The sequence below is a fragment of the Steroidobacter flavus genome (assembly GCF_042651805.1).
GTDB classification, from domain to species: Bacteria; Pseudomonadota; Gammaproteobacteria; order Steroidobacterales; family Steroidobacteraceae; genus Steroidobacter; species Steroidobacter flavus.
In genome coordinates this window covers 1,454,381-1,480,136 of the sequence record NZ_JBHSDU010000015.1, presented here as the reverse complement: position 1 = coordinate 1,480,136, position 25,756 = coordinate 1,454,381, and the positions used below count along the sequence as shown (strand labels likewise).

At 62.0% G+C, this 25,756-nt stretch carries 18 protein-coding genes; 16 read left to right on the top strand and 2 right to left on the bottom strand.

Going from position 1 to position 25,756, the window contains the following annotated elements; genetic code table 11:
• Positions 1 to 116 precede the first annotated feature (116 nt).
• Together cysK and ACFPN2_RS33865 are read left to right on the top strand one after the other, a co-directional pair.
• On the top strand, positions 117 to 1,601 hold the full coding sequence (cysK, locus tag ACFPN2_RS33870; protein ID WP_380605026.1) for a cysteine synthase A: 1,485 nt from the start codon (positions 117 to 119) through the stop codon (positions 1,599 to 1,601).
• Between the two features lie 13 nt (positions 1,602 to 1,614).
• Positions 1,615 to 2,265 (top strand): carboxymuconolactone decarboxylase family protein, encoded by a 651-nt coding sequence (locus ACFPN2_RS33865; protein ID WP_380605024.1) that lies wholly within the window; start codon positions 1,615 to 1,617, stop codon positions 2,263 to 2,265.
• Positions 2,266 to 2,272: 7 nt separating this feature from the next.
• Here the strand turns inward: ACFPN2_RS33865 and ACFPN2_RS33860 are convergent, their stop codons facing one another.
• Positions 2,273 to 2,986 (bottom strand): sterol desaturase family protein, encoded by a 714-nt coding sequence (locus ACFPN2_RS33860; protein WP_380605022.1) that lies wholly within the window; start codon positions 2,984 to 2,986, stop codon positions 2,273 to 2,275.
• A 182-nt stretch (positions 2,987 to 3,168) separates the two neighbouring features.
• Between ACFPN2_RS33860 and ACFPN2_RS33855 the strand changes: the two genes are divergently transcribed.
• The 10 genes from ACFPN2_RS33855 to ACFPN2_RS33810 all read left to right on the top strand — a co-directional run bounded on the left by ACFPN2_RS33855 (position 3,169) and on the right by ACFPN2_RS33810 (position 20,943).
• Positions 3,169 to 5,067 carry a winged helix-turn-helix domain-containing protein gene (locus ACFPN2_RS33855; RefSeq protein WP_380606729.1) on the top strand — a complete coding sequence of 633 codons (1,899 nt, stop codon included), beginning with the start codon at positions 3,169 to 3,171 and terminating at the stop codon, positions 5,065 to 5,067.
• Between the two features lie 109 nt (positions 5,068 to 5,176).
• Entirely contained in the window at positions 5,177 to 6,337 is a 1,161-nt protein-coding gene (locus ACFPN2_RS33850; RefSeq protein WP_380605021.1) for a serine hydrolase domain-containing protein, read from the top strand.
• Between the two features lie 23 nt (positions 6,338 to 6,360).
• A complete protein-coding gene (locus ACFPN2_RS33845) occupies positions 6,361 to 7,881 on the top strand; it encodes a CRTAC1 family protein (RefSeq protein ID WP_380605019.1) in 1,521 nt (506 codons plus the stop codon).
• A 52-nt stretch (positions 7,882 to 7,933) separates the two neighbouring features.
• Positions 7,934 to 10,360, top strand: coding sequence for a penicillin acylase family protein (locus ACFPN2_RS33840; protein WP_380605017.1), 2,427 nt, complete (start codon positions 7,934 to 7,936; stop codon positions 10,358 to 10,360).
• Positions 10,361 to 10,482: 122 nt separating this feature from the next.
• Positions 10,483 to 12,567: a TonB-dependent receptor gene (locus tag ACFPN2_RS33835; RefSeq protein WP_380605016.1), complete on the top strand. Its 2,085-nt coding sequence runs from the start codon at positions 10,483 to 10,485 to the stop codon at positions 12,565 to 12,567.
• 121 nt (positions 12,568 to 12,688) lie between these two features.
• Positions 12,689 to 13,684, top strand: a complete 996-nt coding sequence (locus ACFPN2_RS33830; RefSeq protein WP_380605014.1) for a LysR substrate-binding domain-containing protein — start codon at positions 12,689 to 12,691, stop codon at positions 13,682 to 13,684.
• 98 nt (positions 13,685 to 13,782) lie between these two features.
• The gene (locus tag ACFPN2_RS33825; RefSeq protein ID WP_380605012.1) at positions 13,783 to 17,079 is read left to right on the top strand and encodes an amidohydrolase family protein; all 3,297 of its coding nucleotides are present in this window, start codon (positions 13,783 to 13,785) and stop codon (positions 17,077 to 17,079) included.
• Positions 17,080 to 17,325: 246 nt separating this feature from the next.
• The gene (locus tag ACFPN2_RS33820) at positions 17,326 to 18,729 is read left to right on the top strand and encodes a peptide MFS transporter (RefSeq protein ID WP_380605010.1); all 1,404 of its coding nucleotides are present in this window, start codon (positions 17,326 to 17,328) and stop codon (positions 18,727 to 18,729) included.
• A gap of 75 nt (positions 18,730 to 18,804) precedes the next feature.
• Positions 18,805 to 19,809 carry a right-handed parallel beta-helix repeat-containing protein gene (locus ACFPN2_RS33815; RefSeq protein ID WP_380605008.1) on the top strand — a complete coding sequence of 335 codons (1,005 nt, stop codon included), beginning with the start codon at positions 18,805 to 18,807 and terminating at the stop codon, positions 19,807 to 19,809.
• A gap of 51 nt (positions 19,810 to 19,860) precedes the next feature.
• Positions 19,861 to 20,943: a YncE family protein gene (locus tag ACFPN2_RS33810; protein WP_380605006.1), complete on the top strand. Its 1,083-nt coding sequence runs from the start codon at positions 19,861 to 19,863 to the stop codon at positions 20,941 to 20,943.
• On the opposite strand, the gene phnX is transcribed toward ACFPN2_RS33810, so the two are convergent.
• Complete coding sequence (gene phnX / locus ACFPN2_RS33805; protein ID WP_380605004.1) at positions 20,853 to 21,881, bottom strand: phosphonoacetaldehyde hydrolase; 1,029 nt, start codon at positions 21,879 to 21,881, stop codon at positions 20,853 to 20,855. The two genes, ACFPN2_RS33810 and phnX, sit on opposite strands and share 91 nt — an antisense overlap.
• 348 nt (positions 21,882 to 22,229) lie before the next feature.
• Between phnX and ACFPN2_RS33800 the strand changes: the two genes are divergently transcribed.
• Genes ACFPN2_RS33800 through ACFPN2_RS33785 form a run of 4 tightly spaced genes read left to right on the top strand, consistent with a single transcriptional unit; the run spans position 22,230 to position 25,754 of the window.
• A complete protein-coding gene (locus ACFPN2_RS33800) occupies positions 22,230 to 23,297 on the top strand; it encodes an HlyD family efflux transporter periplasmic adaptor subunit (protein ID WP_380605002.1) in 1,068 nt (355 codons plus the stop codon).
• Entirely contained in the window at positions 23,294 to 24,445 is a 1,152-nt protein-coding gene (gene devC, locus ACFPN2_RS33795; RefSeq protein WP_380605000.1) for an ABC transporter permease DevC, read from the top strand. The genes ACFPN2_RS33800 and devC overlap by 4 nt, the downstream gene beginning before the upstream one ends.
• Positions 24,445 to 25,170, top strand: coding sequence for an ATP-binding cassette domain-containing protein (locus ACFPN2_RS33790; protein WP_380604998.1), 726 nt, complete (start codon positions 24,445 to 24,447; stop codon positions 25,168 to 25,170). Before devC ends, ACFPN2_RS33790 begins: the two co-directional genes overlap by 1 nt.
• A complete protein-coding gene (locus tag ACFPN2_RS33785) occupies positions 25,170 to 25,754 on the top strand; it encodes a sterol desaturase family protein (protein WP_380604996.1) in 585 nt (194 codons plus the stop codon). The genes ACFPN2_RS33790 and ACFPN2_RS33785 overlap by 1 nt, the downstream gene beginning before the upstream one ends.
• Positions 25,755 to 25,756 lie beyond the last annotated feature (2 nt).

The window sequence follows — 25,756 nt, the reverse complement described above, 5'->3', positions numbered from 1 at the left end:
CACGGTGGCCGTGTGAAAAACCACGCCCGTTCCCACGCGGGCACCCACACCGCCGGCTCAGGATCTTCTCATCCCGGCGGCCCGGCTGTCGGAATTTCGCAGGTGAGGTAGGCATCATGGCCCGCTTTAGCAACATTCTGGAAACGATCGGTAATACGCCGCTGGTCCGGCTGAACAAGCTCGCGCCGCCCGACGCGAATGTTTACGTGAAGATCGAGGCCTTCAATCCGATGGGCTCGGTCAAGGACCGCATGGCTCGCGCGGTGATCGAGCGGGCCGAGCGGACCGGCGAGCTCCAGCCCGGCCAGACCGTCATTGAAGCGACCAGCGGCAATACCGGCATCGCGCTGGCGATGGTGTGCGCGCAGAAAGGGTATCCGCTGGTCGTCACCATGGCGGAGAGCTTCAGCGTCGAGCGCCGCAAGCTGCTGCGTTTCCTCGGGGCGCGCGTTGTTTTGACACCGGCGGCGGCGAAGGGCAGCGGCATGCTGGCGAAGGCCATGGAGCTGGCGCAAGAGCACGGCTGGTATCTGTGCCGCCAGTTCGAGAACGAAGCGAATGCCGAAGTGCATGCACACACGACGGCGCAGGAAATTCTCGCCGACCTGGCGGGTGACCGGCTCGACTACTGGGTTTCTGGATTCGGCACGGGCGGCACACTCAACGGCGTCGCGCGCACGCTTCGGAAGGCGAGCCCCGGGACGAAGATCATCGCCGCGGAACCGGATAATTCACCGGTCCTCCGCAGCGGCATTCCCCAGCCGCGCGCTGCCGAGGGTTTGCCACCGCCCAGTCATCCGCAGTTCCGTCCGCATCTCATGCAGGGCTGGGCGCCGGATTTCATTTCCAAGCTGACGGGCGAGGCCCTTGAAGCAGGGCACATTGATGAGATCGTGCCGGTAGCTGGTGCCGACGCCTTGCGTCTGGCCCGCGAGCTGGCTCGCCAGGAAGGAATATTCGTCGGGACTTCGAGCGGCGGTACCTTGGCGGCGGCGTTGCAGGTGGCGCGCCGTTCGCCCCCCGGCACGAACATCGTTTGTATGCTGCCGGATACCGGCGAGCGCTATCTGTCGACGCCGTTGTTCGAGGGGATCGGCGAGGAAATGACCGGCGAAGAGCTCGAGCTCTCGCGTTCGACGCCGGGGTATCGTTTCGACACGCCGTCGTCGACGCCGGTCGCCGCTGTGGCACCGGCACCGAGCGATGCCGATGCCGAGCGCTTCGTCGCAGAGGTCATTCGCAACGAGCCGGTCGTGCTGTTCGCACTCGAGTGGTGTGAGTTTTGTTGGTCGGTCCGTCGACTGCTCACGCACGCCCGAATCAAATATCGCAGCGTCGACCTCGACTCCGTCGAGTATCAACGCAACGACCTGGGCGGCAGGATCCGCGCAGTGCTACTGAGCCGCACCGGATCGCCGACCGTGCCGCAAATATATGTCGGTGGCGAGCACGTCGGCGGCTGCTCCGAACTGTTCGACGCTTGGCGTGACGGCAGCCTGCAGCGGCGACTGGCCGACAACCACATTCCCTACGACACCCAAATCGATATCGATCCTCAACGCCTGCTGCCGAACTGGCTGCAGCCCCGCCGATCTGCTTGACCGGAGTACCATCATGGCTTTCATCGACACGACCAACTACGCCCCCGAACTGGCCGACGAAGTCCGCACGATGTACGGGCGACAGGAGGCGCACTACGGCTACGTCCCGAACTACGCCAAGGTGTTCTGTCATCGCCCGGAAATGATGGGCTTGTGGGCGCAGCTGTTATCCGGCGCCAAACGTCACATGAGCAAGAGACATTACGAGCTCACGACGTTCGCCGCCGCTCATGCTCTGCGCAGCACCTTGTGTGCCCTGGCGCATGGCAAAGCGCTCACCGAATTCTTTTCGAGCGAGGACGTTCAGGCAATGGCCCGCGGCAAGATGCCTGACTCGTTATCGTCCGCGGAAGTGACGATGATGACGTTTGCTCGCGATGTCGCTCGAGATGCAACCAAGGTGACTCACGGCCAGATCGAGCAGTTGAAACGGCATGGCTTCACCGATGCCGACATCTTCGATATCGCGGCGACCGCCGCCGCGCGCTCATTCTGGACCAAAGTCCTGGATGCGCTGGGCGTGGAGGCGGACACCGCGTTTCTCGAGATGGACGTCGACTTCAGGCGAGCCATGACGGTCGGCCGACCGATCGATTTCCTTCGCCGTCCGGTTGTTGAGGACTTGCCCGCTTACGCAGGGTATTCCACGGAAGGGCTGGCCTGAGCTGGCGTCAACGTTTGCCGAGATCCATCGCCGGATCGAAGTCACTCCCGGCGATGTCCTTGAACGCGAGCATCTGCGGCAGCTTCGCAGATGCGCCGTCGTAGAAGCCGGCCTCGCTGGCGAACTCCTTCGGGTTGCGGAAGGTGCCGAACAGGAGGTCGAACAGCGGCAGGTCGGAATAGTTGTATTGGTGAACGCCGCGAGCGTGATGAATGCTGTGGCTCTCGGGACGCTGCACGATATATCCCAGCCATTGCGGCGTGCGGACGTTGATGTGCTGGACGACGGCCAGGAACATGGTGGCGTAAAGGAAATACGTGACCGCCTGCGCGCTGAGCCCCACGATGGTCAGGCTGAGGCTGCTCAGTAACGTGAAGCCGACGATGTCCAGCGGGCTGAAGTAGAACGCACCGTAACTGTCCAGGCGCTCGGCGCTGTGATGCATTTGATGAAAGGACAGCCAGAGCCAGTGCACCCGGTGCATGGTCCGATGCCAGACATAGACCAGGAGCTCATAAGCGAGCACCCCGATGGCAGCGGCCCCGAAGGGGTTGAGCGTTTCGAGGTTGAAGATCTGGTAACGGGCCAGCGTCTCGCCCCAGAGCAGGGGCAGATAGGACGAGACGAAGAAGTAAATAAAGAACACCGTCAGCGCCCGGGTTCGCCAGCCTTTGACCTGGGGCAGGGGGCGGGCGGGGAACAGCGCCTCCAGCAGGATCAAGGCGGCGTACAGTCCAAGAACGGTCAATGAGATAGGATCCAACAGGATTTCTAGCGGCGTAGGCACGAGGGTTCTCCCGAGGTGGTTGGGGTTCGTCGGGTGCCACCCTGGCTGCGATGGCCGGATGGCCGCTTGGTGATTGGCTAATTTTTGGGTAATGATTCGATAACGGTGCGAAGGGACTGCCTCTGAAATACCAGATCGCCGACTACACCCTCGATACGACCCGGTACCGCATCAGTCACGGCGACGCCGTCGTCCCCGCGGAGCCGAAGGTCTTCGATCTGCTGGTGTATCTGATCCGGCATCGCGATCGGGTGCTGTCCCGGGAAGAGTTGTTTCGGGAGGTGTGGGACGGGCGCGAGGTGTCGGACGCGACGTTGAGCAATCACGTCAAGAGCGCCCGGAAGATCCTCGGCGATAGCGGCGAGCTGCAGCGGACCATCCTCACCATTCGCGGCCGAGGCTATCAATTCATCGCCCCGGTCATCGTCATTCCAGAAGGCGCGGCGACTAACGGAGACGTGCCGCCGCCGCCGCCACCTGCGGCTGATCCCGTCGCTACAGCTGCTGCACCGACTTGGCGCGTGCCAGTGGTGATCGCCGCCGGTGTGGTGTTGCTCGTGGCTTTACTGGGTTGGCGTACGTTTGCATCGTGGCACGCGCAGCCGGCACCCGAGTTGCCCTACGTCGTCGTCGTGCCCTTCGATGTTTCCGGCGATGCGCCCGACGCCTGGCGGCCGTTCGCAGATCAGGTCACTCGCGAAGCGATTCGTAACCTGCGGAAGATCTCGGGCCTGCGGGTGGTGCCGCCGCCGTCCGCCTTTACGTTCCGGGACAACAAGTCGCGAGATCATATTCGGCGCCAGTTGCCGGACGTTCAATATGTGCTCGATGGCGTGGTCAGTATCTCTGCGGGCAACGAGCTGCGCATCACCGTCGAGCTGGAAGATTTACGCAAGGGGCTCGTCGTCTGGGACAAGGACTACGAAGGTCGCACCGACGACACGAATCTGTTCGCGATGCAGTCCGCCATTGCCGGTGCGGTGTCGGAGTCCTTGAAGGTCGCGATCCTCGCGGGCGAGCAGCGCGCACTGGATGAATTTCCCACCACCAACTTGCAAGCCTATGAAGCGTATGTAGCCGGGCGTTATCAGCTGGATCTGCTCAGTCACGAGTCCCTGCCGCGCTCCATCGAGCTGTTCGATCGAGCCATCGCGCTCGATCCGAAATTCTTCGATGCCTACATCGCCCGCAGCGATGCCTATCGACAGTTGTTTGCTTATTTCGAGCCGCCCATCAACATGCTGCAGAAGGTGGTCGATTCGCTGGCCGAGGCGCAGCAGTTGCGGCCCGATTCCGCCGAGGCGTGGTCTTCGCTGGGGCTGACCTATGTGATGGCGTGGCGTTGGAAGGATGCCTGGATTGCCTTGAGCAAAGCGAAGCGTCGCGACCCGACGCTGGCGCAGACGGAGTTGGGGTTTGCGTTGTATTACTCGGGCCTGGGCGAAGCGGACAAGGTCAAGCTCGCGCTCGCCGCCGCCAATCGTCTCGATCCGCTCAACGTGGAAATGGCGGACTGGGGCAACTGGGCGCTGTTCATGGTCGGAGAAAGTCAGGCAGCGCGCGAGTGGGTCGATAAAAAGATGGAGCAACACCCGGACGTTGGGCCTGTGTTTTCAGGGGCGGGTGTCGGCGCTTACATCGCCGGTGACTATCGAAGGTCGGTGCAGCTTGCGGAAAAAGGCGCCGAACTGGATGGATCGCCGGTCGCGTTGATCATGCTCGCGCAGGCTTATGGATATGCGGGGCAGAAAGAAAAGGTGCTGCCGCTGCTCGAGAAAGCCGCGAGCGTGGGCACTTATGTTTGTCCGTATGAATCGGCTGCTGCTTATCTCAGCATTGGCGACGAAGGGCGCGCCGTCACGCTGCTCGATGATGCCGTTGCCAAGCGTTCGAACTGTCTCATGTTCCTGCGTACCGACCCTCGCATGGAGCCCATCCGACAGCATCCTCACTATCCGGTCTTGTTGAACCGCGTGGGACTGGACGATATCGCGGTGGCCTCGTACAAGAGGTAACGACGTCCCCGTTGTCGGCGAGACACCGCCGACCCCAACTTTTGCAACCTCGCCGATTGCTCGCTCCGTATAACGATCCCATCACGAAACAGTCAGATGGGGTCGAGTCATGCACGAGATGCAGGCAGGGGCGGCGGAAGAAAGCGAAACCGCTCGCCTGACACGCAACTTCTACGCCGGCAAAGTCATGCCTGGCGCGCAGCTCGAGTTGTTTCGCAATCGTGGCTGGATCTTCGCGCAGCGGGAGATTCCGCGCGGCAAATATGTACGCCCGCTGCAGCGAGCCGGCGATCAGATCGACGATGTAACGATTGCGACCGCGGCCGGCTCGTACGATCTGGTCGATTACGTCTCGCGCAATCGCGTCGCGGGCTTGTTGATTCTCCAGAACGGCAGAGTCGCGCTCGAACAATACGAGCTCGGCAACGACGCGACCACGCCGTGGATCTCCATGTCGGTGGCCAAGTCGGTGGGCACGACGTTGGTCGGCGCGGCGATTCGCGACGGGTTGATCGGCAGCGTCGAAGATATGCTCACGCACTATCTGCCGCAACTCAAGAACACCGCTTATGACGGCGTCACTGTGCGTCATCTATTACAGATGACGACCGGGTTGTGCTGGGACGAGACGCACACGCTGGCCGCTTCCGAGCGGCGTCACATGCTGGAGCTGCAGATCGAGCAGAAGCCCGGCATCGTTCTGAACTATCTGGCCAGTCGACCGCGGATCGCTCCGTCCGGTACCAGCTTTGTTTATGGCACCGGCGACGCTCACGTCATCGGCGTGTTGTTGCAAGCAGTGACGGGCGGCTGGGTGTCCGATTATCTATCGAAGAAGATCTGGTCGACCATCGGAATGGAACATTCCGCGCACTGGTGGCTGGAAGCGCCGGGCGGACTCGAGGCGGCCGGCAGCGGCATCAATGCGACGCTGCGTGACTACGCGCGCTTCGGTCAGTTTTTCCTCGAAGGCGGCGTGGTCGGTACGGAGAGCATCCTGCCGCCGGGCTGGATGAGAGAAGCGGGCACCTCGCGAACGATCGCAGGCAAGCGCGTCGACTACGGCTACATGTGGTGGCCGGTGCCGGGACGCGACGGCACGTTCGCCGACGGTGCCTTCAGTGCGCGCGGCATTTTCGGTCAATACATCTATATCAATCCGGCGCTGCAACTCGTGATCGTCACGCTCAGTGCGCGCTCCAAGCCGCGCTTCGCCGAAGTCATTCTCGATAACGATTTCTTCAACGCGGTCTCGGATCTCTATCGCTGATCCGAAAGCACCCGGAGCCTGCCATGAATACGTTACTTCGTCGCTGGGGCGTTCTGTCCATCGTCCTGGCCGCGCACGCCAGCGCTGCATCCACTCCGGAACAGGGACCTGAGTTCACGCCGGTGCAGCCCGATGTGTTTGCGAAGTCGGGAGGGCTGGCCTCCGCCTGGGCGGATTTCGATGGCGACGGCGATCTCGACCTGGCGGTTTCTTTTGGCACCGGCGAGCTGCGTTTGTATCGAAACGACAAGGGCGTATTCACCAACGTAGGCCCGGACGTCGGGTTGCCCACGCAGGGCGCGGAGATGCGCGGGCTCGCATGGGGCGACTACGACAACGATGGCGATGTGGATTTGTATGCAGCGACATCCGGGCGCGGCGGCACCGTCGGTCGTCTCGGCGACACGATTGTCGGCGGCTTGCTGTTCCGAAATGACAACGGACGCTTTGCCGAAGTCGCCAAGGCGGCTGGCGTGGCGGCGCCGGGACCCAATGCGCGTCAGGCCAACTGGATCGACTACGACAATGACGGCGACCTCGATCTGTTCGTCACGCAGCGCGCTTCGTCCAATCGTCTCATGCGCAACGACGGTGGCACCTTCGTCGATGTGAGCGGCGAGGCGAAGATCAACGATCCCCGCCGCAGCGTCGGCGCGTGCTGGTTCGATTTCGACCAGGACGGCGACCTGGACGTGTTCGTCGCCAACCAGCAGGGCGACAAGGACGGCTTCTATCGCAACGACGGCGGCATTTTCACCGACATCGCCGCTGAGTTGAACATCCAGCAGCCGCATCGTTCGCTGGAAGAAGGCGGTGTCAACTGTGCGGTCGGCGACTATGACAACGACGGCGACTTCGATCTGTATGTGACGGTTTACGGCGTCAACATTCTGTATCGAAACGAGGGTGGAAAATTTCGGGACGTGGCGCAGGAAGTCGGCATCACGGGCGAGAAGATGGCCGTGGGTGTGAACTGGGGCGATTACGACAACGACGGACTGCTCGACCTCGTCATCGCTGGCTACGCGCGCGAGAACGGAAAGTATCGCTCGGTCGATCATCTGCTGCGTAACACGGGCGACCGTTTCGTTGAAATGTTAGTGCCCGGCAGCGCCATGCATGTGGGCGATCACGCCGCACTTTGGGCGGACTACGACAACGACGGCGATCTCGATCTGTCGCTCACCGAAGGTTACAACCCGGCGGGCCATCACCCAGTCCTTCGCAACGATCTGTCCGCGAAGCCAAAGCGATATTCGTTGCAAGTGCAGGTGCTCGACCGCAACGGTCATCTGACCCGCGCCGGATCGGAGGTGCGCCTGTATGACGCGAAGGGCGCGTTGCTGGCTTCGCGACTGGTATCGCCGACCGAAGGTTACGACTCGCAGAGCGCGATGCCTGTGCATTTCGGGCTGCCGAGCAGCGCACCAGTGACGGTGGAAGTGACGTATCTCACCAAGGCCGGGCGCAAACAGCAGCGGATCGAGGACGTAAAGCCGGCGAAGTGGGCTGGCCGATGGCTGGTGGCGAAGGAAGCGCCGTAATCGGCACGACCGCTGACGACTTTATTTCTATTTCCAGATCGACGGGGGCACTGTGAACAAGATCAAGCTACGCATGAGCATCGCCACCTTGCTGGCAACGCTTGCGTGCGCGCAGCCAGCCGCAGCTTCGGATTTCGCCGAGCGTGCCAAGGCCACTCAACCGCAGCACGAAGGTCAGCTCACCGTTGCAGGCCTGAAGCAGCCGGTGGAAGTGGTGCGCGATAAATGGGGCATTCCACACATCTATGCCAAGAACACGCATGACTTGTTCTTCGCGCAAGGCTTCGTCGCCGCGCAGGATCGCATGTGGAATATCGAGCTGTGGCGTCGTAACGCCGAAGGCAAGCTTGCCGAAGTGCTGGGGCCCGAATACGTCGAGCGCGATCGCTTCGCGCGAGTGATGAAATATCGCGGCGATTGGGATGCTGAGTTCCGAAAATATCATCCGGAAGGCCCGGTGATCTTCAAGGCATTCGCCGACGGCGTGAATACCGCGATCCGTCTCGCTCTCACGCAGAACAAGATTCCGGTGGAGTTCGAATTGTCCGGCTTCAAGCCCGAGCCGGCCTGGACACCGCAGACCTTGCTGAGCCGCATGCCGGTGTGGGCGATCACTCGAAATGCGTCCAGCGAAGTGGCGCGAGCGCTCGCTGTGAAAAGCATGGGTCTCGCCAAGACCGCAGAGGTCATGATCACCGATCCGCCGACGCCGCTGCGAGTGCCGGAAGGACTCGACCTCAACGATATCAATCCCAACCTATTGAATATCACTCGCGACGCCAGCGATTTCGATTTCAAGTTCAAGGCGGCGGCGCCGACGCCGAAAATCTCGCAGGCGTTCTTGCCGGTGCGCGGACCTGAGAGCGGTATCGGCAGCAACAATTGGGTGGTGGGCGGTCGCAAGACCACGACCGGCATGCCGTTGCTGGCCAACGATCCGCATCGCGAAGTGCAGAACCCGGCGTTGCGTTACTGGGTGCATCTGGTCGCGCCCGGTTGGAATGTCATCGGCGCCACCGAGCCGGGTCTGCCGGGCGTCACCATCGGGCACAACGAGCACGTCGCCTGGGGCTTTACGATTTTGAACGGCGATCAGCAGGATCTGTACGTCGAGCAGACCGACCCGACCGACGCCAATCGGTATCGTTACAAAGGCGAGTGGCGGACCATGAAGGTCGACGTCGAGCAGATCGCGGTGAAGGGCGCGCCGAGCGAACGTTTCGAAGTGAAGACCACGATTCACGGACCGCTGGTGTACGAAGATGCGGCTCGTCAACGCGCCTACGCGATGCGCTGGACCGGCTATGAAACGGGCGGTCACGGTTATCTTGGTTCGCTCGGTCTGATGCAGACCCGGAACTGGAAAGAGTTCACCGCTAAAGTGGAGAACGCCTGGTACGGCCATCACAGCCTGGTGTACGCGGATACCAAGGGCAATTACGGTTACGTGTCGACCGGCCTGACGCCGGTGCGCCCGAACTGGGACGGCTTGTTTCCGGTGCCCGGTCACGAAGGTAAATACGAATGGGCCGGCTTTGTGCCGACGAGCAAGCTGCCGCGCTCGCTCAACGGTGAACGCGGGTTCTACGGGTCGGCCAACAACAACGTGTTCCCGAGCATCTTCCCGAATCAGAAGGTGCCCGACTTCACGTTCGAATACCTCACGCCGTATCGTTACGAGCGCATCGTCGAAGTGTTGAGTCAGGATCGGAAATTCAGCTTGCAGGACCTGTCGCGTCTGCAAGGGGACGTGGCTTCGTTACCGGCGCGTCGTCTGGTGCCGTTGCTCAAAAACGTCACGAGCGACGATCCCAAGCTGCGCGACGCCATTCAGCGCCTGCTGCAGTGGGACTACAATGTCGACGCCGACTCGGTCGCCGCCGCGATCTACGAATACTGGCTGTTGAAGTTGAATCCGCTGACTTACGCGAAAAAGCTACCGGACAGCGTGCGCGGCTACAACCGCTACGACATCCGGCGACTGATCCAATGGTTGGAACAGCCCGACGCGGATTTCGGTGCCAACCCCAATCAAGAGCGTGACCGCATTTTGCTGACCGCGCTCGAGCATGCGCTCGCCAATTTGAGCAAGCTCGCGGGCGACGATCCCTCCAAGTGGACCTGGGGCAGCATCCATCAGGCGCGCTTCACGCATCCGCTGGTCACGCCGGAGAATGCGCCGCTCGTCCATATTCCACCGGTGCCTCGCGGCGGCGATTCACAAACCATTCAACTGACCGGATCGGCGCGCGAAAGCGGGGCGGATCAGGGCATCGGCGCGTCGGTGATGTTCGTCTTCGACGTGCAGGATTGGGACCGCTCGGTCGGCTTGAACACGCCCGGCAACGAGTCGCAGATCGGCAGCCCGCATTACGCGGACCTGGCGGAGGCGTGGGGCCGGAATCAGCCGTTCCCGATCGCGTTCGGGGACAAGAAGGTCAAAGAGGTCGCACTACAGCGGGTCACATTGAAGCCCTGATGCGCCACGCGCGAGCATGGTGTGTGGGGCACACCGACCACGGTCGCATTCGCACCCAGGCTCTGCGCGCTGTTTCTATTCTGATTGACGATTGCCATTACAAAACACGGGGAGCGAGTGCCATGCGCACCAAGTCGACGACTCTACTGATCTCATCGATGGTCGCGGTCGTGCAGCCGCTGACCGGCTACGGTCAGGACACCGGCAACGCGCTGGAGGAAGTGGTGGTCACCGCGCAGAAGCGCGAAGAACGGATCATCGAAGTGCCGATCGCCATCAGCGTGCTGGATGGCCAGACGCTGCAGGATCGCGGCTTCACCAACATCCAGGACCTGGCTTTCGCAGTCCCCGGCCTGACCATGCGCGAGGATGGCCCGGGCAGCTACACGATCTTCATGCGTGGACTGAGCAACCAGTACGGCACTGGCGCGTTGGTCGGCGTCTATCTGGACGAGGCGCCGATCTCGCTGACTGGCTTCGATCAGCTCGACACGCGCTATCACGACATGGAGCGCGTCGAAGTCCTGAAGGGACCGCAGGGCACGCTGTACGGGCAGGGCTCGGTGGCCGGTGCGATTCGTTACATCACCAAGGCGCCGGTGCTGAATCGTTATGAAGGCACGCTCGGCGGATCGATCTCTTCCGTGTCGGGCGGCGATGAGCGCGAGACGATCAATGGCGCGATCAATCTTCCCCTGGTCGCGGACAAATTCGCGATCCGTATCGCCGCGGTCGCAGAGCAGGGCGGTGGCTGGCAGGATCAGCCGCAGGCGGGCATCAAGGATGGTAACGGTCAGGATGTGGTCAACGCCCGCGTCCGCGCCTTGTGGCAAGTGACCGATGAATTCACGATCAACGCCAAGATCATCGCCCATCGGAACGAGATCAAGCTGGGGCAGGGCTACGAGAACGCCGATCACACCGTCACCATCGGCGTGAATCGCGCGTGGGTGTTGGTCCCCAAGAAGTACGATTACGACCTGTACGATCTGACCATGACGTACGACTTCGGCGGCTTCCAGTTGCTGAGCGCGACCACGTATATCGATCACGACAATCAATATCCGTACACCACGATCTCCGGCCCGCAGACCACCTCGGCCGGCTTCGAAAGCTCCAACGAGCGGCACGTGTCGGCCATGCAGTTCGCGCAGGAGTTGCGGCTCACTTCGACCGGCGATGCCGCGCTCGAATGGACGCTGGGTGCGTTCTATCGCGATGCCAAGCGTTATTTTTATCGCGACGGCTTGTCTCGCTCGGCCGCGGGCCTGGTGACGCCGAGCTTCTTCCGTCAGGACGACACATACAAATCGTCGTCGGTGTTCGCCGATGCGGCCTATCGCATCACCGAGCGCTTCAAGCTGGGCGCCGGCGTGCGTTACTTCGTCGACGACCAGACCGGCTCGGACGGCATCTATCTCGAGAGCAAGAGCTTTCATTCCACCGATCCGCGCGTGTACGCCAGCTTCAAGCTGTCCGAGAACGTGAATATGTACGGCAGCGTCGGCAAGGGCTTCCGCAGCGGCGGTTTCAATCGCGGCACGACGTTGCCCGACTACAAGCCGGAGTCGTTGATCAGTTACGAGCTGGGCACCAAGGGCTCGGTGCTGGATCGCCGTCTGGGGTTCGAGGTCGCGCTGTTCTACAGCGACTACAAGGACATGCTGCGTCGAGGCCTGCAGTTCGTCCCGGCGCTCAACAATCTGCAGTCCAATACGTCGAACATCGGCAAGGTCGAGGTGAAGGGCGTGGAAGCCGGCATTACGCTGCAGCCCATTTCGGCGCTCACGTTCTATGCCAACGCGGCTTACACCGACAGCGAGATCAAGGAAGTCGACGCGCTCAACTCCACCAGCATTGCCGGCGATCCGGTCGACTACGTGCCGGAGCTGAGCTATGCGGTGGGCGGCCGGGTCGGCTTCGACGTGGGCTCGTTGCCGTCATTCGTTCGTGTGGACTACAACTACCGGGATGCGGTGACTTACATCGACCGCACGTCGTTCCTGCCGCAATACATTCCGCAGACCTCCGACGCCATCGGCTTGCTCGACGCCAGCGTCGGCGTGACCTGGAATGCGGCCACGGTGGAGTTGTTCGGCACCAACTTGACCAACGAGAACAAGTGGATCGATCCCTACTACAACTGGAACAACGCCAATCGCACGCGGCCGCGCGTGGTCGGGTTGCGGGTGAACTACGACTTTTAGGATCAGCCACCGGATGATAGCTGCTTGCGGTCGGCGTTCAGCGTGGCACCATAGCTATCACAACACTCAGACTGAGCGCGGGCCGAAGGACGTGGTTCGGACCGCGACCGGAGGCTCCGCGATGCTTGCCGACCCGAAATCGCAGTCGAACGTTCCCGCAGGGCCGATCCATTCGCGCCGGGCCCTGCCGCCCTTCGAAGCCTTGCGGGCCTTCGATGCCGTCGCCCGATTTGGCGGCATCCGGCGGGCCGCCGAATCCCTGTGCCGCGACCATGGCGTCATCAGCCGGCACCTCAAAACCATCGAAGACTGGATCGGCACCAAGCTGGTCGAGCGCACGCCGGGCGGAGCGGTTCTGACCGAGGCGGGCCAGCGTTATCACCGGCAGATCTCGGCGGCCATCGACAGTATTGCCGGCGCAACGCTTGACCTGATCAACGGCGGCGACGCGCATCGTCTGCGGATTCGTTGCATGCCCGCGTTCGCGTTGCATTGGTTATCGCCGCGCCTGGGCGAGTTCGAGCAGGCCAATCCTGGGCTCGACATCGAAGTGCGGCCCTCGGATCGCAGCCCCGACTTCGTCTCGTACAACATCGATCTCGACATCCGGCTGGTCGCGAAATACGGCACGCCGTCGGAGATTCCCGAAGGTTTTCGCAGTGTCGAGATGGCGCATGCGCCGATCGTGGCGGTCGCCAGCCGCGAGTATCTGGCGCGCACGCCCAAGATTCACCAGCCCGGCGATCTGCTCAGTCACCAGCTGCTACACGAAGATAATTTCGACCGTTGGCGCAATTGGCTGGCCGCTCACGACGTACGGGCCGCGGTCGATCTGGCCGGCCCACGTTTGTGGCAAGGTCATTTGACCTTGGATGCCGCCCGCCATGGTCGAGGCATCGCGCTGACCAATTGCCTGGTCGGCGCCGAGGATCTGGCCGCCGGCCGCTTGATCGAGATCGGCAAGGATCAGCCGAGCTTCATGCCGCCGGCCATCGGCGTGTGGCATTTCATCGCCAAGGCGGATCGCTGGGAGTCGCGCTTGATCAAGCGCTTCCGCGAATGGTTGACCGCGCGCATCCTGGCCGAACATCCGGAGCTCAAGCCGGCGCGAACGTAGCGGGGTGCACCGGTCTCACCACTGACTTCGGTATTTGCACCCTGATTCGAAGCTCGCTGGCTATGCTCCTGTCATCGATATCGCAGAAGGGGGAGCGAATGGGGTCACCAGCGATGCTTCGGTTCGTCGGAGTGGCTGCGCTCATTCTGGGCAGCACCGCCTTCGCCGCCGGCAGCTGGGACGTCACCGACACCGGTCAGCCTTACAGCGAAGCGCAGCTGACGCTGACCGAAGGCACCTGGATGAGCGTGGACGTGAGTCCCGACGGTCGGACGCTAGCCTTCGATCTGCTCGGCGATATCTATACGCTGCCCGCAACGGGCGGCAATGCGACGCTGGTTCACAGTGGGCCGGCCATGCAACGCATGCCGGCGTTCAGCGCCGACGGTCGTCGCTTCGTGTACATCAGCGACGCGAGCGGCGTCGACAACGTCTGGATCTCCAACATCGATGGCTCCGAGCCTCATCAGGTCACGCATGAGTCCGTGAACATGCTGAGCGCGCCCGCTTGGGGACCGAACGATGAGTCGATCGTCGCGGTCAAACTCGATGCCGCATTTCCGAAGCGCAACTCGCCGGAGATCGTGCAGGTCGATCTCACGGGCGGCGAAGGTCGCTCGGTGGTGCAGTCGGTGAGAAACGGACTGGATGTGCAGGAACCGCGCTTCTCGCCCGATGGCCGATATCTCTATTACACCGAGCGGACCAACGCATCGACGTTTGTTTTCGTCGACGCAAATCACATCAACTACGCTGTGCGTCGGCGAGAGCTCGCCACCGGCCAGACCGAGTCGGTGGTCAGCGGATTTGGCAGCGCCACCACGCCGGAGATTTCTCCCGACGGACGACAGCTGGCGTTCGTCCGTCGGGTCAAAGAGAAAACGGTGTTGTTTGTTTATGACGTGGACAGCGCCGTGCAACGGCCGGTCTACGACGGACTCGATCGCGACATGCAAGCGTCGTATGGACAGCAGAGCGCGTATTACCCGCGCTTCAGCTGGTTCCCCGACAATCGACACGTCGCCATCTGGGGCAGGGGCAAGTTGTATCGGGTGGATACGCGCAGCGGCGAGGCTGCGGAGATTCCTTTCCAAGCGACCGCCAAGCATCGAATCACGAACGCTATTCGGTTCTCGCACGATCTCGCGCCGGCGCAAGTCACGGCGCGGGCGATTCGTCAGCTCGCGCCGTCGCCCGATAACAAGAGCGTGGTGTTCACGGCGCTCGGCCATCTGTGGCGCAAGCCGTTGCCAGATGGCAAGTCGACGCGATTGACCTCCGCCACGGCGTTCGAGTTCGAGCCGGCATGGTCGGTCGATGGCAGACAACTCGCGTATGTCGAATGGGACGACGATCACGGCAGCGCCCTGAAGATCCTTGCGGCGCGGGGCGGGAAGGCTCGCACTATCATCAGCTCGAGCGGTGTGATTCGCGAGCCGTCGTTCTCGCCGGATGGCCAGTGGCTGGTGTATCGAATCAATGCCGGCGACAAAACGTTGGGCGGTTTCCGCGCCAAGCCCGGGCTCTACGTCGTGCCCAGCGCTGGCGGCAAACCGCGCTTTGTGACAAACGCCGACGAGACGCCAAGATTCTCTGCCGACGGTTCCCGCCTGTACTACGTGGTCAATGCGGCGCAGGGCGTTCGCAAGTTGATGAGCGTGAATGTTCAAGGCTTCGACGAGCGCGAGCATGTGCGCACGCCCGATGTGGATACGCTCGATCTGCGGTTGAGCCCGGACGAGCGTTGGATCGCGTTCCGCGATCGCCAGCAGTATTACGTGACGCGCTATCGAGAGACCGGCAGCCCGCTGACCGTCTCGGCGAAGAGCCAGGCCGCGCCGGTGTTCAAGTTGACCTCGACCAGCGGTGCGTCGCTGACCTGGTCGAACGATTCTGCGTCGTTGCATTGGACGCTGGGGCCCGATCTGTATCGAGCCGATGTATCGAGACTGTCGGCCGGCACTCGTGCCGATGTGCCCAAACTTTCGACGAGTCCCGTTGCCAGTCAGCCTTACGCGAAGGTCGACGTTACGGCGCTGGCGGACGTTCCGCAGGGCGTGGTCGCGTTCACCAACGCACGCGTTATCACGATGCGCGGCGACGAAGTCATCGAACGCGGCACCGTGGTCGTCGAACGAAACAAGATCAAGGCGGTCGGACCGGCCGATTCGATCAGCGTGCCTGCGAATGCGAAGGTCATCGATGTTTCGGGCAAGACGATCATGCCGGGGCTGGTCGACATGCATGGGCACACCGAGTGTTGTAACGGCACCGGCGTCATGCCACAGAAGCAGCCGACGCGATATGCGCAGCTGTCGTTCGGCGTGACGACCAACTTCGATCCGTACTCGTACAACACCGACCTGGTGGCTTACGAGAGCAACGAGACCAATCAGGCGGGACTGACGGTCAGTCCGCGCTGGATCGCGGCGGGCCTGGCGATTTACGGCCGACCGCAGATGTCCGACTCGAGCTATGTGCCCATCGAAAGCTATGCGGATGCGCAGGCGTTGATGACACGCAAGCTCGCGCAGGGCGGCACGTTCGTCAAGAGCTATCGCCAGCCGGCGCGCTTTCAACGGCAGATGCTGGTGAAGGCGGGACGCGAGGCGGGCGTGATGGTGGATGTGGAGGGCGAGGGGCAGTTCTACACCATGGTGACCGCGCTGTTCGACGGTCACACCGGTCTCGAGCACAACTTCCCGGTGGCGAATTACTACGACGATCTCGTGCAGTTGATGAAACACGGCACGACGTCGAATACGCCGACGTTGCTGGTGATCTTCGGCGAGTTGTTCGGCGAGAACTATCTGTATCAGACCCAGAGAGCGTGGGAAGACCCGAAGGTCCGCGCCTTCGTTCAAGAGGTGTCGAGCAGCTATAGCCCGGTGCTCGCGCCGAGCGCGGCACCGGCGCACGTTAGAAACATGACTGGCGTGAACGTCGCGGACGAGCTGTGGGATGTGGGCTTTCGAGCGGTCTCGCGCTCGGTGAAAAAACTCGACGATGCAGGGGTGGTCATCAATGCCGGCTCGCATGGCCAGGTGCCGGGATTGTCGCTGCACTGGGAGATGTGGCTGCTCGCGCAAGGCGGGATGAGCAACCATCGAATTCTGCGCACCGCGACCATCAATGGCGCGAAGACGCTCGCGCTGGAGGCGCAGATCGGCTCGCTGGAGCCCGGCAAGCTGGCCGATTTGATCGTGCTCGATGCCAATCCGCTCGATGACATCCATAACACCAACACAGTGCGCTACACGATGCTCAACGGCCGACTCTACGACTCTCTCAGCATGAATGAGATTGGCAATTACGACCGGCCGCGGTCGCGCTTCTATTGGGAGCGCGAGGACTACCACGGTATCGACTGGAACGAATCGTGGAGCGCGCAATGAGCAAGCGATGCCGAGTGAACAACGATGTCGGGCGCGCAATGAGCACGAATGAGCATGCGATGTCGAGTGAACAACAATGTCAGGCGCGCAATGAGCACGAATGAACAGGCGATGTCGGTGAACAAACGATGTCAGGCGCGCAATGAGCACGAATGAGCATGCGATGCCGGTGAACAAACATGTCAGGTGCGATATGGGCACCAATGAGCAAGCGGTGTCGGGTGATCAAGTGACGTCAGGCGCGATATGAGCACGAATGAACAGGCGATGTCCGGCGCGATGGCTGCGAGCGCCGCGGCTCGCGATGATCAGCGTACGTTTCTAGGCCACCCTCGTGGCCTGGCGTACATCGTGTTCGCGGAAGGCTGGGAACGCTTCTCGTTCTACGGCATGCAGGCGCTGCTCATGCTGTACATGGTCGGCTATCTGTTGCAGCCGGGACAGATCGAGCACGTCGCCGCATTCACCGAGTTTCGCTCGGTCGTCGAGTCGATATTCGGACCGCTGTCGCTGCAGGCGCTCGCGTCCCAGATCTTCGGCCTATATGTGGGCCTGGTTTATTTCTTTCCGGTGCTGGGCGGAATGCTGGGCGACCGGCTCATCGGTCGCACCCGCGCGGTTGTGATCGGCGCGATCCTCATGGCTGCGGGTCATTTCATGATGGCATTCGAAGCCGCGTTCCTGTTTGCGCTCGCTGCTTTGATCCTCGGATCGGGCTTGCTCAAAGGCAATCTCGCGGCTCAGGTCGGCGATCTGTATCCGAAGAATGACACGCGTCGGGATTCGGCGTTTTCGATGTACTGCCTCGCCATCAACGCCGGCGCCTTCGTCGCGCCGCTGGTGTGTGGAACGTTGGGCGAACTGTATGGCTGGCATTACGGCTTCGGGGCCGCGGGCGTCGGCATGCTGGTTGGTATCGCGATCTATCTGAGCGGCCGTTCCTATATTCCGGCGGATAAGACGTTCGACGCCACGACGGCCCGTCCAAAGCTGCAGCCGGGCGACGGTCGCATCATCGTGTCGCTCGCCGGTGTCATCGCCATCACTTCGTTGTATTGGGCGGGACAGACGCAGGTCTGGAACACGTATCCGATCTGGCTGCGGGATCGCGTCGACCGCGGCATCTTCGATCACTCGATTCCGGTGACCTGGTTTCAGTCGCTGGATACGTTGGCGGTGCTGGCACTCGCGCCCTTGGTGATCTGGCTGTGGAAACGTCAGGCCAAGCGGGGAGCGGAGCCGCGCGATCTGGTGAAGATCGCCATCGGCTGCGTTGCCTTTGCGCTGGCGTGCGTGTTGCTGAGCGTAAGCGAGTGGCTGTCCGGCGGTAAGACGGTCTCCGTGCTCTGGCCGACCGTGTTTCATTTCATGTGCGCCATCGGATATCTCTACGTGTGGCCGATCACGCTGGCGCTCATCTCACGCGCCGCGCCGCCCGCGGTGAACAGCACGATGGTCGGTGCTTACTATCTCGCGATTTTCCTCGGCGGCATTTTCAGCGGCTGGCTCGGTCGTTTCTACGAAGCACTGTCGCCTGCTGAGTTCTGGTTGCTACACGGTGCTGTCGTCGGCAGCGGCGCCGTGTTGATCACGTTGATGTCAGGAGTGCTGTCGCGACAGTTCGCGCAGCGACCCATCGAAGCTACTTAAGGGCCAATCATCATGATGACAGTGCGAACGCGGCGCAGATTTGCGCCGCTAGGGACACTTTTGCTCGCAGGAATCGTGGCGGCGTCGCCAGCGACCGCGGCCGCGACGAAAACCTGGATTGTTTGTCCCGCCGGCGCGACGGCGAAAGACTGCGCGTTCAAAGGGAATCAAGCGATCCAGGCCGCTATTGATCGCGCCGCCGATGGCGACACCGTGCTGATCCGCACCGGCACGTATGCCATCGAGAACCCTCGCGACGTGAAGTTCGAGGACTATGTCATTCGCGCCTACGTCGTCGTCGATGGCAAGGCGCTGCACGTGGTCGGTGAACCAGGCGCGGTGATCGACGGCAAGGACGGTCCTGCTTCCACGGCGATGCTGATCAGAGGCAGCGATGTGACGCTGCGCAATCTGTCGTTTCGCAACCTGCGTGTGGCGAGCGACGAAGACGACATCTACGACGGTCACGGCGTGTTCATCATGAATTCGACCGCCGCGGTGAGCGGCGTCGCGCTGGATCGCTTCGAAAAGATGGGATTGAGCGCTCGCGGGACAAGCAATGTCACCGCGACGGATCTGCGTATCGTCGACGGACACGTCGGTATCTGGGTTCGCGAAAGCGCGCAATTGCGTTTGTGTAACTCAGTGATTCGCGGCAACCACGGCGTCGGTGTAGGCGGCGCGGCGCATGCGTCGATTCGGGTTTACAACTCCGTGTTGCAAGCCAATGAGCTCGACGGCGTGTATCTCAAAGAGGATGCGAGCGCACTCGTCACGAATTCAATTATCGCGGGCAACAAGCCGGGCGGCGTGAGCGCCAGGAACAACGCGCAGGCTTGGGTCAGTCACAGCGTGCTGTTCGCCAATGAGAAGGGCGCCACCTCGTCCGCGGACGCGGGCATCGTCAAGCTCGGCGCGGGCATCGCGGAGGTCGATCCGCAGCTCACTCGTGATTTTCGCCTGTCGCCCGCGGTCGCCAACGCCGTTACATCCAATCCTGACGTACTCGATCGGGTCGGTGGGCGGGCACCGGTTGGGTTGAGCGACGTCGCTGGCTGCCTGCGCGCACAAGGAATCTAACAAATGAATAGACCGTCCATCATTCGGAGAACCGGGTCGATGAAATCAGGCATGAATAGAACATCCATTGTTTCGGAGAACGCATCGATGAACTCAAGGTCGCTGTTGCTCGGTTCCGTGATCGCCCTGGGGATGGCCACGGCGCATGCCGACACTAACTTGCTCTACACGCTCGATCGCTCGGCTGTGCTGCCGAGTACCAACACGGGTTGGGATTACATCAAGATGGAGCCGAACAGCAGTCGGCTGTTCATGGCACGCGACAAAGACGGCTTGACCGTATTCGACGTGGACACGAACAAAGCGATCGCGACGGTGGACAACTCTGTGGGCGCAAATGGTCCGCTGCTGCTCCCGGACTACAACCGTGGCTACGTGGCAATGACCGATGGCTCGTTGCTCAGCTTCGAGCTGAAGTCGCTCAAACCGATTGCGCGACTGCCTCTGGCGACGGATGGCGGTTTGAACAGCGGTGTCCTGGATCCGGCGACCAAACAAATCCATTTCATCACCGGCACGCGCACGACCGAGTCGACCTGGTTCACGCTCGATCCGGCGACCGGCAAGCTGCTGAAGAAGACGACGTTCCCGTTCAAGAAAATGGACGATCCGGCACTCGATGGGAAGGGCACGCTATTCGCGCCCGCACGTCGTGACAACTTGATCCTCAAGCTCGACTCGCGCACGTTGAAAGAGCAGGCGCGTTGGAGCGTCGATTGCAACGTATCGAAAGTCCGCTATCAGGCAAGCACCAACCGAATCCTGGCGGCGTGTAGCGGCGACAATCCGCTGTTCCTGGCAGTCGACGCGGCGACCGGTAAGACGGTCGCGCGCATTCCCATCGGCAAGGGCATGGATGGGTTTGTGATCGATGAGCAACGCCATCGCATCGTCACCTCGAACGGCGGCGACGGCACGCTCACGGTGATTGGCCAGAACGGCGCGGACAGCTATGAGCTGTTGGGCACCGTGTCGACTCGCGTGATCGCACGCATGATGCACATCGATGAGCGCACCGGTCGGTTGTTCGTCGTGGCTGCGGACTATTCTTCGGGCAAGCCCGATGCGTCGGGCAATGCGCCGAAGACTCTGCACCCGAACACGTTCACGGTGCTGACGTACAAGCCGATCTGATCGCTCTTACCATCGGAACACGGCGAACCAAGCACAGCGCCAAGCCCCACCCCAGACGCGCGAGGCGCCGAGCCGAATTCGTCGTATGTAACTTTGGCGGTCGCCAATGGCGCACGAGCCGGTGGACTGTCGTCGGAGCGAAGTGCGTCGGGAAGTTCGATGGGAAGCTCCAGCAATGCGTGCGGTAGATCGGCGACGGTGTCGATGACCAGATGCGCGCCGGCGTTCATCAACGTTCGTCGTGCACGCTCGACTCTTGCTGCTCGCTCTGCCGGTGCGAGCGCGTCGAGCGCATGCTGAGACAACCCGACGCCGTTGCCACTCGCAGCGATGCCGATGGTCCAGACTCCGGCGGCCAGGCCCTCAGCGATTCCGACTTCTGTATCGTCTACTTTCACGCAGGTCGATGCCGGCCACACGCCAAGCTCGACCAGATTTTTCCAGACCATCAGTGGCGACGGTCTGCCGTGCGGCGTGTCGCCGGCACAGACCACACGATCCGGACGATAACCCTGCTCAGCGGCGCGGGGCAGGATGTCTTCCATCATTTCGTGCGTATAACCCGTGCACGATCCCAACACCATGCCACTGGCGCGCAATCGCGTGGCAACCGCGGCCGCTCCGGGAATCAGCTCGGAACAGGTTCGAGCGGCAATGCGCATCATCGGGCCGACGTTGTCGAATAACGTGTTTACGTCAGCTTCCTTCGCAGGACCGCCGTATCGTTTGATCCAGGCTTCGGCAACGCGCGGCAAACCAAGGAGACTGCGTATGTGGTCGCGCTTCGCCATTCCCATGTGGGTGCGCGCTTCAGCTTCGGTGACAGGCACGCCCGCGTGTGCGAAAAGTTCGCACAGCGCGACGACGGGCGCGCGGCTGCCGAAGTCGATCATGGTGCCGGCCCAATCGAAGATGACGGCTTGCAGTAGAGGCTTCATGAGTTGGTGTTATCCGAGGAGTTCTGTGATGACGTCTTCCGCCGATGCGAAGGCCGACGAGGCGCCGGTGCTGCTGGCGATCACGACCAGTCGCACGTTGTGAGCTGGCGTACGGACAATGCTATGACCGGTTGCGGAGGCGTATGTGCCTGTCCATCGAGAGGTGACGCGCGGTGGCGGCCTCAACATCCCGGCGCCCGAGCGGTCGGCCTGAGCCGGCGCCGCCACTTCAGGGTGTGGAGGGCGATCATGTCTGAATGAGTCACTTCGCCCCTTCGCTCCTCTAAGGAGTGGAGGGGCGATCATGCGAGCTGTTTCAATTGATAACTGCGCGATCCGGGGCCGGTCATGAAGCTGGCGTCGGAATCACGGTTGTACCGGCGGGTTCGGGTCGGGCTGTGCGTCGGGCTGGCGTTGGTCGCGACCATTCCCTTCGGCTCTCGATGGATCAGCAAATCGGAAGCGACCGCGAAGGCGGAGTTCGATCCAGCGGCGTCGGCGCAGCCGCGCCCGGTCACCGCGCCGGGGCGCATTCGTCCGCGCGACGGCATTGTGACAATCGCGGCCCCGGCCGCCGCGGTGGGTGTCGCAATCGTCGGTGAATTGCACGTGAGCGAGGGCGATTGGGTCGAGCGCGATCAAATCCTGGCGGTGTCGAAAGGCCGCGATGAACTCGAAGCGGATCTGGCGGCGAGTGAGCGGCGAATCGACGTCGCGCAGGCGAAGCTGATCGCGTTGAAGTCAGGCGGAAAGCGCGAAGACATCCAGGCACTGCAAGCCGAGTTGCAAAGCGAGGAGGCGAGTCTCGCGCAGATCGAATCCGACACGCGGCGCGCAGCCCAACTAAATGCAGAGCGTGTGGTGTCAGATGCAGCGCTGGAAGCGCAACGGGCGCGATTGTCCGTCGCGAAGCGCGTTCTGGAAGCAAAGCGGGCACGGCTGCAGGGATTGTCGAGCGTTCGGCCCGCCGACGTTGCCGTTGCCGCAGCGGAGCTGTCGGCTGCGAAAGCGGATGCCGAATCGGCCCGCACGAAGTTAGCAAGCCAATACGTGCGTGCGCCCAGCGCCGGGCGTGTTCTGCGCATTCACGCATATCCAGGTCAAGCCATCGGCGCGGAGGGCTTGCTCTCTTTCGCACAGACCGATGAGATGTTTGTGGACGCCGAAGTGGTGGAGCATGACATCGCGCGGATTCGTACCGGTCAAACCGCACGCGTCACCGGCGACTCGCTAGCCACCCCGTTGGAAGGCACGGTCGACCGGATTGGATTCCTGGTCGGCGCCCGCGAAGTCTTCGCAATCGATCCGACCGCCTTCGCCGACTCCCGCATCGTTCACGTCCTGATCCGAATGAAGGATCCCGCCGCCGTCGAACGCCTCATCAACGCCCGCGTGACAGTCGAGATCGAGTCGTGAACGCCAAGGTGCCGCTGGCGTTTCTGCAGCTCAAGCATCATCCGCGGCGATTGCTCATCGCGGTGGCCGGCATTGCGATGTCGAGCCTCGGCATCCTGTGTCAGATGGGCTTCGAGGACTCGTTGTTCCGAAGCGCGACGCGCCTGTTCCAGGAACTCGACGCCGATCTGGTGCTGATCAGTCCGCAGTATCAATTCATGGTATTGCCGGCGCCCTTCACTGAGCGTCGGTTGTATGAATCGCTGTCGGTCGAGGGCGTGCAGTCGATAGCCTCGTTACGAGTCGGGATCGCGCCCTTCAGAAATCCTGTCACGCGCATCGACCGTAACGTTTATATCGTGGGCGTCCCGAAGAACGCCCGGGTGTTCGCGAATCCCGAGTGGCAGCGTGCGCTCGACAGGCTCGATCAGCCCGACGAGTTGCTGTTCGATGCGCGGTCGCGTCCGGAATTCGGTCCCATCGCGGCACTGTTTCGCGAAGGAGAAGTGCGCAGCGAGGTCGCGCACCGCTCGGTTCGCATCGCCGGACTGTTAGAAATGGGGGCGTCGTTCAGCGCCGATGGCACGGCCGTCGCGACGGAGGAGGGCTTTGCACGATTGTTTCCAGCACGTGCGTCGGGGCTCGTCGACATCGGCTTGATTCATCTGAAGCCAGGCGAGCGTAGCGCAGACGTGCTCGAGCGGCTGCGCGCCGCATTGCCGGGTGACGTTCTGGCGATGACGCATGAGGAGCTGAATCGACGCGAGCAGATTTATTGGCGCGGCACAACCCCGGCGGGATTCATCTTCAAGACCGTACTCGCCATCAGTCTGATCGTCGGGTGCGTCAGCGTTTATCAGATCCTGTCGTCGGACGTGGCCGAGAATCTGCGTCAATACTCGACCTTGAAAGCGCTCGGCTACTCCGATCGATACTTTGTGCGCCTGACGTTCGAGAAGGCCTGGCTGCTCACCTCAATGGCCTATCCCGTGGGCTTCCTGCTCGCGGGCATCGTGTACTTGAGCGCGACTCATTTGACGCTCGTGCCGCTGGTGATGACGACGACTCGCGTGGTCGGTGTCTATGCGCTGATTCTGGCCGCAGCGTTCATTGCCGGATTGGCCGCTATGAATCGACTGCGCCGGGTCGATCCAACGGAGTTGTTCTAATGAACGCGGTGATCTCCGCCCGAGGCCTGACGTATTCGTATTCGCGGGCACGCACGGTGCTCAGCGCGCTCGATCTCGACGTTGCGCCGGGCGCGATTGTGGTTCTGACCGGCGTGTCGGGTGCGGGCAAGACAACGTTGCTCACGCTGTGTGGCGCGCTTCGATCCGTTCAACAGGGAAATCTGCAGGTGCTCGGACGCGACTTGCGCGGTCTGGAGCGTGAGGCTCAGCGCGAGCTACGCAGTTCGATCGGCTTCATCTTCCAAGCGCATCATCTGATCGACGCATTGACGGCAGGGCAGAACGTCGTGATGTCCTTGCTGGAGCAGGTGTCCATCGCCGATGCGGCCGCGCGTGCGGAAGCCGCACTGAGCTCGCTGGGTTTGGCACATCGGGTCGACGCTTTACCGAATGAGCTGTCGGGTGGCGAAAAGCAGCGTGTCGCCGTTGCTCGCGCCCTGGTACGCGAGCCGTCGCTCTTGCTTGCGGATGAACCGACCGCGTCGCTCGATGACGAATCGGCGGACATTGTGAAGGCCGCGATCCACGCGGCCGCCAAGCGGCGCTCCTGTGCCGTGCTCCTCGTTACTCACGACGCCCGTTTGTTCGATATCGCCGATCGGGTGGTCCGGTTGGTGGATGGGCAGCTCGTGGAGCTGTGCACGCGGAGCGTGGTGTCGAATCTGAAATGGCTGGGCACCCTGGCCAAATCCAAGGTCTCGTGATGTCGCGAATCGTCGAACTGCTACGCCCCTTCTTTCGCGTGATTGCCATGAGTCAGGCGAACTATCGTCTGGCCTATGTCACGGATATCGCGTGCGCGCTGGTCTTCGGAATCTTGGGTGCGCGTGCGGGGGGCACTTGGTACTTGGCGCTCGCGAGTATTCTCGGCGGCGCGTTTGTTTTCAGCTTCGTCGAGTACGCGTTCCATCGCTGGCTGTTTCATTCGAACGCGCCGATCTGGAGCGAGCTGCATGCATCCCACCACTCGAAGCCGAAGCAGCCGGCGGCATTGCCGTTCTGGTTCAGCGCGGGGTCCGCGCCGGTGTTCTTCTGGATGTTGACACAATGGCTGAGCGCGTTCGTGGCGCATTTCCTTCTGTGCGGATTCTTTGCCGCCTACTTCGGCTACGGCGTCGTGCACCACCTGCAACACAGCGTGCGTATCAAAGATATTTCCGTACCCTGGGTGCGCAGGAAATGGGCGGCCCATGCCGTTCACCACGGACGCGAGGATGTGAACTTCGGTGTCACGACCTCGCTGTGGGACCGGCTCCTCGGCACGTATCGTCCCGCCGGGAATCGGTGATC

Bases quoted from the DNA above. Each gene is read 5' to 3' on its own strand.
- ACFPN2_RS33785 (WP_380604996.1), top strand. From the start codon at position 25,170: ATGTCGCGAATCGTCGAACTGCTACGCCCCTTCTTTCGCGTGATTGCC.
- ACFPN2_RS33865 (WP_380605024.1), top strand. From the start codon at position 1,615: ATGGCTTTCATCGACACGACCAACTACGCCCCCGAACTGGCCGACGAA.
- phnX (WP_380605004.1), bottom strand. From the start codon at position 21,881: ATGAAGCCTCTACTGCAAGCCGTCATCTTCGATTGGGCCGGCACCATG.
- ACFPN2_RS33825 (WP_380605012.1), top strand. From the start codon at position 13,783: ATGGGGTCACCAGCGATGCTTCGGTTCGTCGGAGTGGCTGCGCTCATT.
- ACFPN2_RS33845 (WP_380605019.1), top strand. From the start codon at position 6,361: ATGAATACGTTACTTCGTCGCTGGGGCGTTCTGTCCATCGTCCTGGCC.
- ACFPN2_RS33790 (WP_380604998.1), top strand. From the start codon at position 24,445: ATGAACGCGGTGATCTCCGCCCGAGGCCTGACGTATTCGTATTCGCGG.
- ACFPN2_RS33835 (WP_380605016.1), top strand. From the start codon at position 10,483: ATGCGCACCAAGTCGACGACTCTACTGATCTCATCGATGGTCGCGGTC.
- ACFPN2_RS33800 (WP_380605002.1), top strand. From the start codon at position 22,230: ATGAAGCTGGCGTCGGAATCACGGTTGTACCGGCGGGTTCGGGTCGGG.
- ACFPN2_RS33830 (WP_380605014.1), top strand. From the start codon at position 12,689: ATGCTTGCCGACCCGAAATCGCAGTCGAACGTTCCCGCAGGGCCGATC.
- ACFPN2_RS33850 (WP_380605021.1), top strand. From the start codon at position 5,177: ATGCACGAGATGCAGGCAGGGGCGGCGGAAGAAAGCGAAACCGCTCGC.
- ACFPN2_RS33820 (WP_380605010.1), top strand. From the start codon at position 17,326: ATGAGCACGAATGAACAGGCGATGTCCGGCGCGATGGCTGCGAGCGCC.
- ACFPN2_RS33810 (WP_380605006.1), top strand. From the start codon at position 19,861: ATGAATAGAACATCCATTGTTTCGGAGAACGCATCGATGAACTCAAGG.
- cysK (WP_380605026.1), top strand. From the start codon at position 117: ATGGCCCGCTTTAGCAACATTCTGGAAACGATCGGTAATACGCCGCTG.